Raw genomic sequence first — 13696 nt, forward strand, 5'->3', positions numbered from 1 at the left:
CTCAGGGGATAGAGCAACGGCCTCCGGAGCCGTGTGCGCAGGTTCGAATCCTGCCGGGGGCACCTTGAAGTAGGTGCCCAAAGACCCCGCCATCAGCGCTTTTGCTGAGGACGGGGTCTTCGCGTATGTGCAGGTGTGTGCCGGTCGGAGCGGCTGTGTGTCGGGGTCCGCGGCCTATTCGCGGCCAGGCCACTGGGCACAAAACCGCAGGTAGGCCCAGGGAAACGCCGAGGCCCCCGGACGGGCGTCCGGGGGCCATCATGCCGCGCTCACGGCCGAAGCGTGTCGGGATCAGGGCGCGTCTGCCTGCCCCTCCTCTCCGCCGCACTCCTCCCCGAGAAGTTCGGCAATCCTGCGGTTGGCGATGTCCTGGCGACCGTCGATGCACTTCGCGTACCGGCTCAGCAGCACCTCCAAGCTGTTACCGGCACGCTCCGCAACCTCCGTCGGATCCACCCCCGCGTTCAGCCACGACGACAGCGCCGCGTGCCGTAGGTCGTACGGGCGAGCGGCCAGCGGTGATGCCACCTGTTCCGGCGTGAGCGCCAGGTGCCGCGCCTCGTCCCAGACACGCCAGTACGTGGTCGAGGCGACCACTCCCCCGCGTTCGTTGGCGAACAGCCGGCCGTCCTCGGCAGTGCCGAATTCTTCGACGTGGGCGAGGAGCATGCGCACGAGGCGAGGCGGGATCGGTACAACGCGAGTCTCGTTCACCGGTCGGTTCTTCAAGCCACGGTGGTCATGCACGGCGCCTGTACCGGTCCAGCGCTTCCCGACGGTCGGGCGGCTCTTCTCCAGAATCAGCGAGCCCCAACCGCTGTCCGGCAGCGTGCAGTCCTGGCGGCGCAGCGCCACCGCTTCAGCCGGACGCAGACCCCCGAAGTACATGCAAGCGAACAGCGCGACGAGACGACGTCCGCGTGCCCGGCGATATCCGCCCACGTACGACACTGCGGCCAGAAGTTGTCCGGCTTGCCGAGGGTTCACGACGACCCGGCGGTCCACCTCCTTGGAGACCTTGGGCGGCTTCCACTTCACCAGGGTGACCGGGTTTTCGGGGAGCTCCCCCAGCTCTACCGCGTAGGCGAGGGCGTTGTAGAGGACGGCCCGCTTGCGCCGTACCGTCTCGGCAGCGGCCGGGGCGCCGGACAACGTGAGCTTGAGCGAGTCAAGGACGCGCCGGATGTCCGCCGGGTTCTTGAGGGTCGCCAGCGGCAGGGAAGCTTTGGCCACCCAGCGCAAAGCGTTCTCGATGTCGACGGGCAGCGACGACTCCTCGTCCCCGTCTTGGACGACGAAGGCCCAGCCGCGCAGAGCACGTCGAAGCACGTCATCAGTCGGCCGTCCCGGCCGGTCCCCGAGCAGTTGGGTCGTGACGAGCGTCATCGTCTCGTTTGCACTGTCTCGGGAGTTCGGCGCGGCGTGGGGCCACTTCATGGCGATGTACGAGCGGGCGAAGTCATACCAGCTGAGGGACGGTTTGACGGGTGCCATCGAGTCCGGCAGACCGGTCTCTGTGTCGAATGCCTCCCCCTTCTGCACGGCTCGTAGGAGCTGCGCGCGGAAGTTGTCGGCAAGGGCCTTGGTCCGCAGGGTCTCGGAGAACGGCAACGTGCCGGCGACCTTCCAGCGCACCTCATACGAAGCGGTCTTCGTCGGCCTTTTGCGGATGCCCCAGATCCGCACGTCGTAGGACTTCACGCCGCCTCCTGGAGTCCATGCAGCCAAGAGGTGAAGTCGCTGCGCCACACGCGGAGTTCGCCGTTCGGAAGCTTGATCGCCTCAGGTGCCTGCCCAAGCTCACGCCAGCGGTAGAAGGTGCGGCGGGAAACACCGCCCAGCTCGGCGAGGATCTGCGGAACAGTCATCAGTTCGTCTCGTCGGCGGTCCAAGCCGAATCTCCTTCCGTGTCAGGCGCAGGCCGTCGTGAGGTGGCGAGCCAGGTTTCCGCGGCGGTCAGGCCGGTGCCGGCGAAGCGCCAGTGGGAGAGGACCAGGACGGTGTCCGGGTCGGGCAGAGGGTGACCCGCTTCGGCCGCGCGTTCGCGGGTGAGTGCTTCGTTGTGGTCGGCGCGTTCCTGGCGGAGTGCGCCGAGGGTGACGGAGTAGGCGCGGGACTTGGTGGAGAAGTGGCCGCGGAAGCCGAGCATGTGGGCCCACTTGCGCAGGCGCAGGTCTTCGAGTTCGGGCAGGGCGCCGAGGTGCCAACAGGTGAGGATCATCTGCCGGGCGTGGTCGGTGACCTCGGCGCCGATCAGGTCGGTGATCGGGTTGCGGATCCGGCGGTCGAGGGTGCCCGTCGCGCTTTCGGCGCCCTTGGTGGCGTACTTGGCGATGTAGGCCGCCACGGCTCGGCTGGTCAGCTCGGTGGTCCCGGTGAAGTCGGCCGAGCGGATGGGCCGGATGTCGAGCTGTTCACCGAAGCGGAAGGTGTACTCGCGGTCGTCGAGGGTCGGGCCGGGGGCTTCGGCAAGTCGTGCCGCCGAGCGGATGGCGTCCGTGAGGAGTTCGGTGGTGGCCCAGGGCGGTGGGGCGTCGTCTGCGCCCTCGGGGCCGTCGAGACGGATCACGGCGTGGAAGTGGACGGCCCCGCGCCGTTGGTACTCAGCGACCTTGGCGTACGAGACCTTGAGGTGGTGGCGCAGCTCGGTGCGGCCGATGCCCGCGCGGGAGGCGAGTTGCTGGCGCAGGTAGGTGGTGAACCGGCCCCACAGGGCGCCCGCGTGGGCGTTCCACAGGACGGCGGCGCGGTAGTCGTAGCGCGCGGGATTCAGGGGCGTGCCCAGGGCGGGGTCGTCCTGCGGGTGGAGGCGTCCGCAGCGGCAGCGGCCGTTGCCGGGTCGGTTGTGGACGGGGCCGAAGGACGGGGCCGTGAAGGTCGCGAAGACGCGGGGGTGTCGGGCGACGGCCGGACTGATCCCCTTGCCGCCGCTCAGGCCGGCCGTGACGAGGTGGAAGGTGTCCTTGCGGTAGACCTCGGCGCAGGCGGCGCACCTGGTGGCGCGGCGGTTGTTGCAGCGGATGAGGAGCTGCCCGGCCGGAAGGTCGCGGTCGATGACCTCACGGACGATCTCTCCGGTCGCGGCGTGGACGTCGAGGCGGTGACCCTCCATCCGGATGGGCCGCTCGCAGCCGCCGAGCCGTTGGATCTGTCGTGCGTAGGTGCTGAGGTCGCCGTGCTGGGCGAGGGCCGCCAGCAGGCGGAGGGCTCCCGTCGGAGCCGTGGGGCGCATGTGGGGGTGCCTCCTCGGGTGCGAGGGATGGAGCTGACACCCCGGCTTGTCCAGGGGGCTAGACAACATGGGCAAGCCGAGGTGGAGATGAGCGGAAGGGTCAGCGGCTCTTGAGGATGGAGCGGATGGTGACCGCGCAGACGGCGACGGAGGTTGCGGTGACGGCGACCGCGAGGAGCAGGGAGACCAGGACCGCGCCGACGACCAGGACCACGGCCCCGCCGCCCACGGCGAGGGTTAAGGCGCTGCCGGGGGTGAGCTGGATCATCGGCCGGTTGGAGGCCGGGGCGGGCGGGATCGGGGGGTTGGCCGGGAGGTAGGGCGCCGGGGTGTGGGCGGTCGGGGGCGTAGTGGTGGGGATCGGTGCGGTGTCCTGCGGCGGGTACTTCGGGGTGAACACGTGGGTGATCCCTTCTGTAGTCAGTCGAGGAGGGTGGCGACGGTGGGGGCGAGGACGCTGTTGGCGATGAGGTAGCCGCCGAGGAGGAGCAGGGCGACCAGCCACCACGGCGGGCGGGCGAGCTGGATGCCGAGGACGGCGACGACGAGGACGGCGAACCAGAGGGGGACGTCCATGGCGGGGGTTCTCCTGTCAGGCCTTGCAGCGGTGGGTGCGGGCGGCGAGTTCGGCGGCGGCGCGGCTGTCGTACTCGGCGGAGAAGTCGCAGCGCGGTGCGGTGCAGGCGGCCAGGTGGCGGTTGCGGCCACGGGCGAGAAACGAGGCGACCTGGACCGGACCGATGCGGCGGACGTTGCGGAATCGCGGGGGCACGTGGGCGGTCCTTTCTCAGAGGTGGGCAGCGACGGTTGCCGTCATGGACGGCGGCAGGCCGAGCCGGGCCCGAACGGTGTCGGGGTCGGCGGGTTGGCCGGTGGTGGCGCGGTGTTCCTCGGCGAGGGCGCGGACGCGGTCGACGAGGGCAGGTGGCAGGGACACAGCGGGAGCGGACGCCGGGGCGGGTGCGGGGTCCGTGGGCGTCGCCGGAAGGGCGTCGAGGTGGGTCTCCTCGACCGCAGTCGGCGCGGACGGCGGGTCGGGTTCCGTCTCCTCGGCCACCGAGGACGCCGGTACCTGCGGGGTGCGCGGTGTGTGGGCGAGGAGGGTTCCGCCGAAGAAGGCGACGGCCGGCCACCCGGCCACCACGACGCGGAGGGAGGCGGGGACGTCGTCCAGGTCGAGGAGTCCGGCCGTGGCGACGTTGGCACCGAGCGAGGCGGCCAGGGCGACGAGGAACCACAGGCGCGGTCCCCCGGCCGGTTGTCCGGCGCGCTGCTGTTCGCGCATCCGGCGCCAGGCGGCGACCAGCAACAGGTCGACGCTGACCGGGTAGGCCCACGCCTTCCAGCCGCCCTGCCCGGCCGCCTCCGCCAAGTCATGCAGATGGGAGAAGGACAGGGCGCCCGCTATGACGGCCTGGATGATCACCGCGTCCACGTGGGCGAGGCGGGCACGCATCAGCTGTTCCCTCCTGTTCGAGGCATGGGCGGGGTAGGGACTTGGCGCGAGGCGGTCACGCCGACCGTGGGGAGGAGGAACGGCTACTCGGTCACCGGGCGAGCGGTGGGCAGAGCCGCCGCCGATACGTCGGTGGGCTCGGCGGCGACGGCGGGACGGAAGGAGTCGAGGCGCGGCAGTTGAGGTACGAGCGCTGAGGTGGCCTTGCAGACGGCCGCCGCCTCGTCGAGGGTGACGTGCGGGGAACGGGCGCGGGACCAGCCGCCCGAGGAGTCACCCACGATCGCCACGCCGGGCCGGTCGGCCGGGATGGACGTTGCGGCGAGCGCCGCCTCAGGGGAGATGTCGGCCAGCGCCATGTTCGCCGAGGACTCGTCGTTGACGCGGTGGCAGACACGGCCGGTGAGCTGGGCGCGGAGCATGGTGGCGCCCTTGCCGAGTTCGGAGCCGAAGCGCTGCCCGCACACTTCCAGGTAGATGCCGGCCGCGCGCCCGAGCTGGGCAATGCGGATCAGCTTGGTGACCATGGCGTCGCGTCGCTTCTCGTCGTCCCGGTTGGCGGCAAGGAAGAGTTCCGCCACCTCGTCGACGACGACCACGACCGGCACCGGCCGTACCTTTTCCGGCAGCCCCCATACGTCCGAGGTGAGCACGGCGTCCGGCCCGGCCCCGGAGGCGAGACCGATCAGACGGAACCGTGCCTCCATCTCTTCCAGTAGGACGTCGAGGAGTTCGTTCGCACGGTCCGGCGTGTCCGCGAGCGCCGACAGCCGGGGCGCGAACGGGGCCAGCTCCACGCCCCACTTGCAGTCGATGCCGACGAGGACGACCGGTTGCCGGGCCAGCCCGCAGACCAGGTTCCGCAGGTAGACGGACTTGCCGGACTGTGTGGCGCCGAGGATCAGTTCGTGCGGGACGGTACGGAAGTCCCGGACGTGCCAGCGCCCGTCATCCCGGAGAGCCAGCGGCAGGGAGAGCAGGCCGCCGCTCTGCCGCCACCGTCGGGGGTGCCGCACGTCCGCGAGCACGTCCCAGCCGATCAGCCGCAGTTCGAGCCGCCCAGGCTTGGTCGGGCGGATGTGGACGGCGTGTACGGCCCAGGCGTGCCGCAGCCGGTCAGCCGAGGCGATGAAGTCCTCGGGCGCCTGCCCGGCCGCCATGCGCAGCCGCAGCACCAGCCCGGACCCCGTCGGCAGCGGCAGCGACCGACGAGGAGGAACGGGCGCCGCCTCACGGCCGACCAGCCGAGCCGTGGCCCGACGCATGGCGGACGCCGGGACCGTCAGGCCGCATGCGTCCATCGTCGCCCGATAGGTGGCAAGGACGCGCAGCGCGATGATCGGATAGCCGACGAGCCACCAGTACGCCACCGGCAGACGGCGGTTCAGCACCAGCAGAGCGGCCAGTGCCAGCAGGCACAGCGTCACGGACCAGACGGCGTCGGCCATGGCGTTCAGCCCTTCACCGGCGCCGGGGCGTTCACCATGACCGCATCGGCCCTGTAGGCGATGCCGTGCCGCAGGCGCCCGCCGAACTCGCTCTCCCACGGCCGCGCCACGAGGCCGGACAGGATGACCGGGGCGCCCATCACTAGGCCCTCACCGATGCCCGGCTCCGGCACCGTGACCTTGATCATGTCGGAGCCGCCCTGCGCGATGAACACCAGCTCCAGCACCATGAGCCGCTCGTTCGTCGTCGGGTCGAGGGCGATCTCACCGGACTGACGGTCCCTCACCTTGACCTCCGGCAGCTTGGTCACGAGGAGCGTTGCGGCGGAGGTGTCCACGGGGATGACGCGCATTCTGAACCTCACTGGTTGGTGGTGCCTGCCGATCGGACACCGTGGCTTGTATACCCCCCTAGACAGCGGGGTTGTGGATTCCCGTAATCGTCTAGGGGGCTTGACGGATACGGTAACCCGCACCCCTGGAACTGTCTAGGGGGATATACGAAGGCGTCTCAGAACGCGCGGACGCCCTACAGCTCCCAGTGCAGGGCCGTGGCGTCGTCGTACGCCTTGCCCCGTGGCCAGCGTCGACCGTGGGGGTCGCCGGCCTCAGCTTCGCGCACGCGGCGGATCAACTCATCCGGCCCCGACGAACCGAGAACGGCCAACGTCTCCTGCCATGAGGAGAGTTCGAAGCGGTCGACGAGTCGCGTCGCGCCGTCGCTCAGCAGCGACACGGACGCCAGCGAATCCAGCGACACGGTCCCAGTGAGGGCGTGTTCGGCGGCCTGTGGGTCGGGCCCGGCGATCCAGAAGCCGCCCGGCCGATTGCGCAGTCCTGTCAGGGCATCGCGGTACTCGGCCAGGGCGACAGCGTGCTCGGGTGAACCGGTGGGCAACGCGTCGACCGAGCCACGCAGCCGCTTGCCGACGTCGTCCAGGCGCTGGTCCGTGAGGGCCGTCGTCGCTCCGTCCCTGTCGGCCAGAAGAAGGGACGAGTCCCCAAGCACGAGGTACTCGAGAGTCCCCTCACTGGCCCGCACGGCGACGACGGTACTGGTCGGACTGGCCCGATAAGCCAGGTCGCAACTGTCCTCATGTAGAGACCGGACGGCACTGATCGCATCGGCCAGGCACGCAGCCAACGGTTGTGCGGGATGTGCTGTGATGATGCCCAGCAGCAGTCCGCCCAGCGTCGCGGAGAACCAGGCGACGCCGTGCTTGCAGCCGGTTTCCGCTCCGGCCACGCCAGCGCCGTCGAGGAGAACGGCCGCCCCGGAACCGGCGGCGGCGAAGTCCTCGTTCTCCCGGCCCGGTTCCGCAGGCAGTGAGCTGAGGGTGACCCTCACGCCGACGTCTCCTCGTCGTGCCGGTAGAGAGGCGTGAGCAGCTCGACCGAACGGGGCTCACTGGTCTCCGGGTCGTACTCGACGCCGACCAGGGTGGAGAAGGGGTGCTCGCCCACCTGCCCCCAGAACGCGTTCAGATCGGAAACGAGCAACTGGACGACACCGAGGGACCCTTGGGTGTGAATACCGGCGACTGCGAGGAACGTGCCCTTGCCGTCGGGGCGCGGCAGCCTGCCGATGTAGCCGACGTCGTACGGACGGGCCGGATCGCTGTCCTGCCCGGACTCGTATACCGTGCCGGTCTGCCGGTCGACGACGGTCCACTGCCCGTCTTCGGCGCACTCCCAGTGCAGTACGGGATCCTGCGCGTACGTGTCCCGCATTTGCTGAGACATGCGCGGGCCGCAGACGACGACCAGGCCGTCACGGTCGAGGTCGATCTCGCCGCTCACCGGTACGTGTTCCGAGGTGACGTCGAGTCCGTACGACCGCGCGAGGTCTTCCAGACGCTTGCCCGAGCTGACGTCGTCGACGGCGACGACCGTGCGCCCGTGTTCATCGTCCCGCCGCAGCGGAGTCGCGACGATGATTGCCCCGCGTCCGAGGAAGGCCCCCTCCGGCGCCGGTCCCGTGTGGCGGATCTGGTGAATGCGCCCTCGGCTCAGGCCTGCCTTCACCGCGATCTGCGAGTACGACAGCCCTTGCGCATGGAGGTCCTGAACCACGCGCCGGCGGAGGCGGGCGAGTTCGGTCACCTCCTGCTGCGCGTCGGCCAACCGGGTCGTGACCTCGCGCAAGAGCAGGTACGGATCATCGATCGACATGATGCGCTGCAACTCGTCCGACATGACCTCTCCTCCTAGATTTACCCAGGAGTCTAGGGCCCTAGACGGAATGGCCGGGAGTGGCCTTCCCGAGTAAGCACCGATCACATAGAAACCGGCTCTGCGACGAGGTACACCCCGAGGACTCACCCCTCACTGCCCGGCAGTCGGCCACGGACCACCACCGCGCAGGAAGCCATCACCCACTCACCCGCGCCAAGTCGGCCCAGATGCAACGCCCGCCGGGGCGGTCCTTCACGCCCCAGTTCTCGGCGCACGCCGCGATCAGCAGCAGCCCTCGACCACCCTCTTCCACCGGACTGCGCACGCTGCGGACCAGCGGCTCATCGTCGCTGCCCTGGTCGATCACCTCGATGCGCACCGTGTCGTCACTGAAGCCGACGATCACCAGGAACCACCCCCGGTACCAGCCGCTCCGCGTGTGACGGACCGCGTTGGATGCCAGCTCACCAACGACCAGTTCGGCGTCCTCGACCACGGCTTTGCCTTCGTCCGCGAGCAGGCCGGCCACGAAGCGGCGAGCCTCGCTCACCTGCCAGGGCATGCCGGGGAACAGGCGGCACCACTTTTTGGGCATGGGAAATCTCTCCTCTTCGTCTAGGGGGCTAGACGGCACAGCGAGCAGAGTATTCCCATGCCCAACTCACGAGCCAGGCATCTTGAGGAATTATTCCTCGATCGGGTGGATGGAGTGCGACAGCTCCTGGAACTCCTTCATCATGCGGAGCAGCAACTCCCGTGCCTCGCTCCCGTAGACGGCGGCTTCTCCGAAGCGGCTGAACGTCTCCTCGTACGCCGCAACCTCGGCCAGGTCGTCGACGAGCCGCTCATTCCGGAAGGTCTCGACGACGACGGACCGCTGGTCGCACAAGGTGAACCCGTGGCGAGGCATGACCGGCACCGCATGACGCCAGGGGATGACGCCCAGCCGAACGGTGCTGAGACTCTCCACAGCCAACAGCCGGTCGAGCTGCGCGAGCATCAGCGCCGGCGAACCGGGCCAGGTCCGCAGCACCCCTTCGGTCAGGACGAACACCGACTCCCGCCCCGGCTCGTACAAGACGCTCTGCCGGTCGATACGGGCAGCGACGGCCCGGCCGACAGCCTCCGGGGTGGCATGCGGCGCGCTCTCGAAGACGTGACGGGCGTACTCAGCGCTCTGGAGCATGGCCGGCAGAACGACGCATTGGAACGACCGCACCAACCGAGCCGAGCGAACAGCGTCATCGACGACAGCCCCGAGGAGCGACTCGTCCTCGGAGGCTTCTGGGGTGGAAGGCGCGGCCTCAACGGCGGCCAGGAGGTCACGCACCTCCCGTTCCATCGACTCATCCAGACCAAGAGCAGACGACAGCCGCCCCAGGACTTCCACGCTGGGAACCATCCGGCCGGTCTCGACCTTGGACACGGTCGGCTGTCCCACGCCAGCTCTCTGCGCCACCACGGCACCGGTCAGGCCGGCCCCCACACGAAGCCCACGAAGACGCGCCCCCAGCGCCTTCATCCGCTCTTGCCGCTCACTCCCCATACCGAGGGTTCTACACCACCGTGCAGCAGGGACCGGACGCATGAGCCCAGGTGATCACCAGGATGTCGGATCCCAGCTGATGCCTGACGTTCTGATCCCAGGTGATGCTTGACGGTGGGCCTAGACAACATAGGGAGCCCCGTGGGGCTTGTTCGCTTTCACGTTATGTCTAGTCCCAGCTGATGGCTGACGTTCTGGTCCCAGGTGATGCTTGACGGTGGGCCTAGACAACATCGGAAACCTTGTAGGGCTTGTTCGCCTTCACGTGGCGGACGGGGATGTCGGTGGTGCGCTGGATGACGCGAACCTGGCCGTCCAGCTCGACGGTGATCGTCGAGTCCGACACGTGCACGGTCACGGTCTGGCCCGCGTAGGGGCGACCGAGCGAGACAATCTGCCGACAGACCATGATCGTGCCCACTGCGCTGATCCGCCGCTGGACGCGGACCGGCTCCACGCTTGGCCGTGGCGGCGTGCCCGCGGGCCGCAGTCCCCGCAGACGCCGCACCTCGTCGCCGGTGAGCGGGTTGGGCCGCACCCGCAGCAGCTGTCGCGAGGACAGGTCGAAGAACGACAGCGTCTCGTCATCGATCCTGATGCCGACCTGGCGGCCGCCGAGGATCTCCGCCGCCAGGACCTGGCGCCCGCCCAGGTTCACCAGCCCGCTGTTGTTCACCAACCGGTCCACCTCGAACGCCGCCCCGTCGCCGGCAGGCAGCGGTGCCGGCCCGGCCGCACGTCCGCCCCGGGCCGCCAGCCGTCCCAGATCCGCCACCGACAGGTGCGAACGCACACTCTTGATCCGCGTCCCGGCGATCAGCAGATGGATCACCGAGGTGTCGGCCCAGAACGTCACCGTCAGCCCCGAACGGGACGGACCCAGCCAGAACTGCTTGCCCGCGACCTGCAGATTCCCACTCGCAGGCACCACCCGATCGAACTCCACCGGCCCACCGGGCTCCACCGGCACCACGGCCGGGACCACCTCAGGCAGGGCGGCGGGCACAGCCGACGCTTCAGCCGGAGCCGGCTCCGGGTCCGCTGGAGGTGTCCGCTGCTGCGGCACCAGCGCCAGCACTCCGGGAATCTTCAGTCCCAGCACGTCCCGCTCCTCCTCGGGCACCAGGGTGAACCGGTCTCCCGGAGACTGCATGTCCAGGGCCTGATGCGGACGCATCGAGTTGTATTCCTGCACCCAACGATCCAGTGCCGCCTGGGCAGCTTCGATGCTCTCGAACGCACCGCAGTCGTCGAGGAGTTCGCGCCGCAGCGTCTGATGGAACCGCTCGACCTTGCCCGTCGTGGTCGGCGACGCCGGCTGCGTCAGCCGATGCGCGATCCCGTTCTCCCGGCAGATCCGGTCGAACAGCACCTCACCGCCCTGCCCGAACCGGTCGGTGAACTGCTTGCCGTTGTCGGTCAGCACCTCTTCCGGCACCCCGAACCTCCGCAGGGCCCCCGCGAACGCCGAGCACACCGCCCGACCGGTCGCCCGCTCGACCACCGACGCGATCACGCAATACCGGGAATGGTCATCCACTCCAGTCACGACCTTGGCCTCGGTCAGCTCACCGGTCACCGTGTTGACCAGCATCACGCCGCCGACGATGTCCATCTGCCACAGCTGCATCGGCCGATCCCGCTGCCAGCGCTTGTAATCCGACCGCTTCCGCCGCCGAACCCCCGGCTCCACCAGACCGTGACGGACCAGGATCCGATACACGGTCATCCGTGACGGCAGCGGGCTCACCGCCCCGGACCGCTCCAGCGCATGAGCGATCCGCCGCGGACCCCAGCGAGGGTGCTTGCGCCGCAGCTCACACACCGCCGTCTCCACCTCGGCGGAGGCCTGATGCGGACACGAGGCCGGCCTGCGTGACCGATCCGCCAGCCCCGCCAGGCCCGAGGCGGCATACCTCGACTTCCACCCGCTCACCGTCTGCCGCGACACCCCCAGCGACGCGGCAATCTCCGTCACCGTCGCACCCGCCAGCACGGCCAAGACGGCCCGGTATCTCTGCTCGACAACCGACAACTCCACCAGCGCCAATCCCGGCCTCCTGCCACACGCCGCAACGACGCGCACAGAAAAGCCGATCACGGCCACTGTCAACCATCAGCTGGGACCGAAGTGTCAAGCATCTCCCGGGACCGGACAGGTGATCACCAGGACCATGATTCAAACTTTCTCTACTGGTTCAAGGCGGCTCGCTCCGCTCCCCGCGCGCGGCCCGGCCCCCGGCCGGGCCTGCGCTCCTGTCTCCGCCCCGCTCCAGCCCGGCCGATGCCCGTGCCGCGCACAGCAATCAGCCGCCAGAGCCAGAGAAGGGGTGCATCATGGCTGGGACGGTCGGCTCCGCGGCTTTACGGAGCCACTTTGGCGCGAGCCTCGAAGATCATGGCCCCAACGTCGTGCTTTACCGGGCAGGTCCACAGACTGCCCGACTCGCCGGAAGCTTACGGGGCCATGATCACTCGCGCCAAAGCAGCGCCACCCCAAAGCCGCTCCACCGACCTCACGTGTACATGCGCCGAACTGCCAACTCACGGCTGTCGCGCATCGTTGAACGAGGAAGGAAAAGGCGCCGCCGCGACCGCCGTTCCGCAGCGACATATCCGAAGGCCTCCCTCCAGTACGTCATCGACCATGCCGCGCTGAGTGAGTGCCATCCAGGGCCTACGGGATGGGACTGGGATGTTTGGTAGCGGCAGCGTTGGGGGTGAACCCGCGCTACATGGACGACAAAGGCTCCGTCGTGAGCATCTGATCAAGAGTGTTCAACGTAAATACGCGCCCATCACATGCTTCGACTACCGGCCCCAGAGCGTCATTGACTCGCCGCCACCCGACCCCGCCCAGTACGGCAAATACGGGCACACCTCCATGCTTTCTCCCTGCCTCACGCAAGTTCAGGAATCGGCCCGCCTTATCCCTGGCTGTACCGCCATCATTGACCAGCTTGCATTCAAGGAATGCCCTAGGCACAGTCGGGGAAGATTGAGAATATACCACAAAGTCCGGTGCGGGCTTAACTGTAATGCTGAATCGCTTTTCAATATCCGCCTGATTGGCGCTACCAGTGCGTACGCAAGAAATACCGGACTGTTCGAAAAGGCTCTCCACTGCGTTTTCCAGAACATTTCCACGGAGAGAGCTGGTGGCATCGAGAAGCTGCCGGAACGCCCCGCCATAATGGCGCTGATGCAGCAGCATAGAGTAAGGAACCCCCTCGGCGAACAGCTTTCTGACACTCTGCCAGCCTGCGCTAAGGTCCGGGCGCCTCTGCTTACTTACCAGCGCCTCACCGGGGTCAGGGAACAGCGTATTCGAAACAGCCCGGTCGATCGTCACGGCGAGCACCTTTGCCACGCTCGATGAAACTTCGGCGCCCGACTCGAACCTCTTTAGCCTATTGTGACTGACATCTACCTTTACCTCTAGATCCTCAGCCACAATGGCTACTGCAATCGCGAGCTCCTGCACCGTGTATGCCAAAATCAAACGGAAACAGAGAAGCGATTCGGGCTGAGTCATTATGGCACTCGCCAGATCGTCTACCGAGACACGGGTAAATCCGTCCGTTCCTTCAGCCGCAAACCTAAGAGACTTAGCTACGCCTTCGAGTTCATAATCTTTACGCGGATACACATACGCGAAATCTGGCGTCAAATGCGGAACGTAAATCTGCTCAGCGATCGAGGCGTAAACCTCTTGCTGAGCCGCTCGCCCGTACCTCTCAGGAATCTGCCGAATTAGCGAGACTCTATCATTCCAGTCGTTAGCAGCTGAGACCTTGTCAACAAGATTGCCATCCATTACCCCACCCATACTTCCCCCT

At 68.1% G+C, this 13696-nt stretch carries 15 protein-coding genes; all 15 read right to left on the reverse strand.

Annotated elements, in window-relative coordinates; genetic code table 11:
* Positions 1-291: 291 nt before the first annotated feature.
* The 15 genes from ALMP_RS02880 to ALMP_RS02950 all read right to left on the reverse strand — a co-directional run bounded on the left by ALMP_RS02880 (position 292) and on the right by ALMP_RS02950 (position 13686).
* Positions 292-1701 (reverse strand): tyrosine-type recombinase/integrase, encoded by a 1410-nt coding sequence (locus ALMP_RS02880; RefSeq protein WP_264924409.1) that lies wholly within the window; start codon positions 1699-1701, stop codon positions 292-294.
* On the reverse strand, positions 1698-1868 hold the full coding sequence (locus ALMP_RS02885) for an AlpA family transcriptional regulator (RefSeq protein WP_264924443.1): 171 nt from the start codon (positions 1866-1868) through the stop codon (positions 1698-1700). The genes ALMP_RS02880 and ALMP_RS02885 overlap by 4 nt, the downstream gene beginning before the upstream one ends.
* A complete protein-coding gene (locus ALMP_RS02890) occupies positions 1868-3232 on the reverse strand; it encodes a replication initiator (protein ID WP_264924410.1) in 1365 nt (454 codons plus the stop codon). The genes ALMP_RS02885 and ALMP_RS02890 overlap by 1 nt, the downstream gene beginning before the upstream one ends.
* Positions 3233-3332: 100 nt before the next feature.
* On the reverse strand, positions 3333-3632 hold the full coding sequence (locus ALMP_RS02895; protein ID WP_264924411.1) for a SpdD protein: 300 nt from the start codon (positions 3630-3632) through the stop codon (positions 3333-3335).
* 20 nt (positions 3633-3652) lie between these two features.
* Positions 3653-3808: a hypothetical protein gene (locus ALMP_RS02900; RefSeq protein WP_264924412.1), complete on the reverse strand. Its 156-nt coding sequence runs from the start codon at positions 3806-3808 to the stop codon at positions 3653-3655.
* A gap of 16 nt (positions 3809-3824) precedes the next feature.
* Positions 3825-4004 carry a mobile element transfer protein gene (locus tag ALMP_RS02905; protein ID WP_264924414.1) on the reverse strand — a complete coding sequence of 60 codons (180 nt, stop codon included), beginning with the start codon at positions 4002-4004 and terminating at the stop codon, positions 3825-3827.
* A gap of 15 nt (positions 4005-4019) precedes the next feature.
* Positions 4020-4688, reverse strand: a complete 669-nt coding sequence (locus tag ALMP_RS02910; RefSeq protein WP_264924415.1) for a DUF2637 domain-containing protein — start codon at positions 4686-4688, stop codon at positions 4020-4022.
* An 83-nt stretch (positions 4689-4771) separates the two neighbouring features.
* Positions 4772-6136 carry an FtsK/SpoIIIE domain-containing protein gene (locus ALMP_RS02915; RefSeq protein WP_264924417.1) on the reverse strand — a complete coding sequence of 455 codons (1365 nt, stop codon included), beginning with the start codon at positions 6134-6136 and terminating at the stop codon, positions 4772-4774.
* A gap of 5 nt (positions 6137-6141) precedes the next feature.
* Positions 6142-6489 (reverse strand): hypothetical protein, encoded by a 348-nt coding sequence (locus ALMP_RS02920; RefSeq protein ID WP_264924418.1) that lies wholly within the window; start codon positions 6487-6489, stop codon positions 6142-6144.
* Between the two features lie 176 nt (positions 6490-6665).
* Positions 6666-7484 (reverse strand): protein phosphatase 2C domain-containing protein, encoded by an 819-nt coding sequence (locus ALMP_RS02925; protein WP_264924420.1) that lies wholly within the window; start codon positions 7482-7484, stop codon positions 6666-6668.
* On the reverse strand, positions 7481-8332 hold the full coding sequence (locus ALMP_RS02930) for a sigma-70 family RNA polymerase sigma factor (protein WP_264924421.1): 852 nt from the start codon (positions 8330-8332) through the stop codon (positions 7481-7483). The genes ALMP_RS02925 and ALMP_RS02930 overlap by 4 nt, the downstream gene beginning before the upstream one ends.
* A 175-nt stretch (positions 8333-8507) precedes the next feature.
* A complete protein-coding gene (locus ALMP_RS02935; RefSeq protein WP_264924423.1) occupies positions 8508-8906 on the reverse strand; it encodes an ATP-binding protein in 399 nt (132 codons plus the stop codon).
* Between the two features lie 90 nt (positions 8907-8996).
* A complete protein-coding gene (locus ALMP_RS02940; protein WP_264924424.1) occupies positions 8997-9857 on the reverse strand; it encodes a helix-turn-helix transcriptional regulator in 861 nt (286 codons plus the stop codon).
* Between the two features lie 223 nt (positions 9858-10080).
* Positions 10081-11892, reverse strand: coding sequence for an IS481 family transposase (locus ALMP_RS02945; protein ID WP_375803418.1), 1812 nt, complete (start codon positions 11890-11892; stop codon positions 10081-10083).
* Positions 11893-12588: 696 nt separating this feature from the next.
* Positions 12589-13686, reverse strand: coding sequence for a hypothetical protein (locus ALMP_RS02950; protein WP_264924426.1), 1098 nt, complete (start codon positions 13684-13686; stop codon positions 12589-12591).
* Positions 13687-13696 lie beyond the last annotated feature (10 nt).

The sequence above is a fragment of the Streptomyces sp. A012304 genome (assembly GCF_026008495.1).
In the GTDB taxonomy this organism is placed as follows: Bacteria; Actinomycetota; Actinomycetes; order Streptomycetales; family Streptomycetaceae; genus Streptomyces.

Excerpts from the sequence above, each read along its gene's own strand:
- ALMP_RS02920 (WP_264924418.1), bottom strand. The coding sequence starts at position 6,489 with ATGCGCGTCATCCCCGTGGACACCTCCGCCGCAACGCTCCTCGTGACC.
- ALMP_RS02890 (WP_264924410.1), bottom strand. The coding sequence starts at position 3,232 with ATGCGCCCCACGGCTCCGACGGGAGCCCTCCGCCTGCTGGCGGCCCTC.
- ALMP_RS02915 (WP_264924417.1), bottom strand. The coding sequence starts at position 6,136 with ATGGCCGACGCCGTCTGGTCCGTGACGCTGTGCCTGCTGGCACTGGCC.
- ALMP_RS02885 (WP_264924443.1), bottom strand. The coding sequence starts at position 1,868 with ATGACTGTTCCGCAGATCCTCGCCGAGCTGGGCGGTGTTTCCCGCCGC.
- ALMP_RS02910 (WP_264924415.1), bottom strand. The coding sequence starts at position 4,688 with ATGCGTGCCCGCCTCGCCCACGTGGACGCGGTGATCATCCAGGCCGTC.
- ALMP_RS02900 (WP_264924412.1), bottom strand. The coding sequence starts at position 3,808 with ATGGACGTCCCCCTCTGGTTCGCCGTCCTCGTCGTCGCCGTCCTCGGC.
- ALMP_RS02935 (WP_264924423.1), bottom strand. The coding sequence starts at position 8,906 with ATGCCCAAAAAGTGGTGCCGCCTGTTCCCCGGCATGCCCTGGCAGGTG.
- ALMP_RS02930 (WP_264924421.1), bottom strand. The coding sequence starts at position 8,332 with ATGTCGGACGAGTTGCAGCGCATCATGTCGATCGATGATCCGTACCTG.
- ALMP_RS02950 (WP_264924426.1), bottom strand. The coding sequence starts at position 13,686 with ATGGGTGGGGTAATGGATGGCAATCTTGTTGACAAGGTCTCAGCTGCT.
- ALMP_RS02940 (WP_264924424.1), bottom strand. The coding sequence starts at position 9,857 with ATGGGGAGTGAGCGGCAAGAGCGGATGAAGGCGCTGGGGGCGCGTCTT.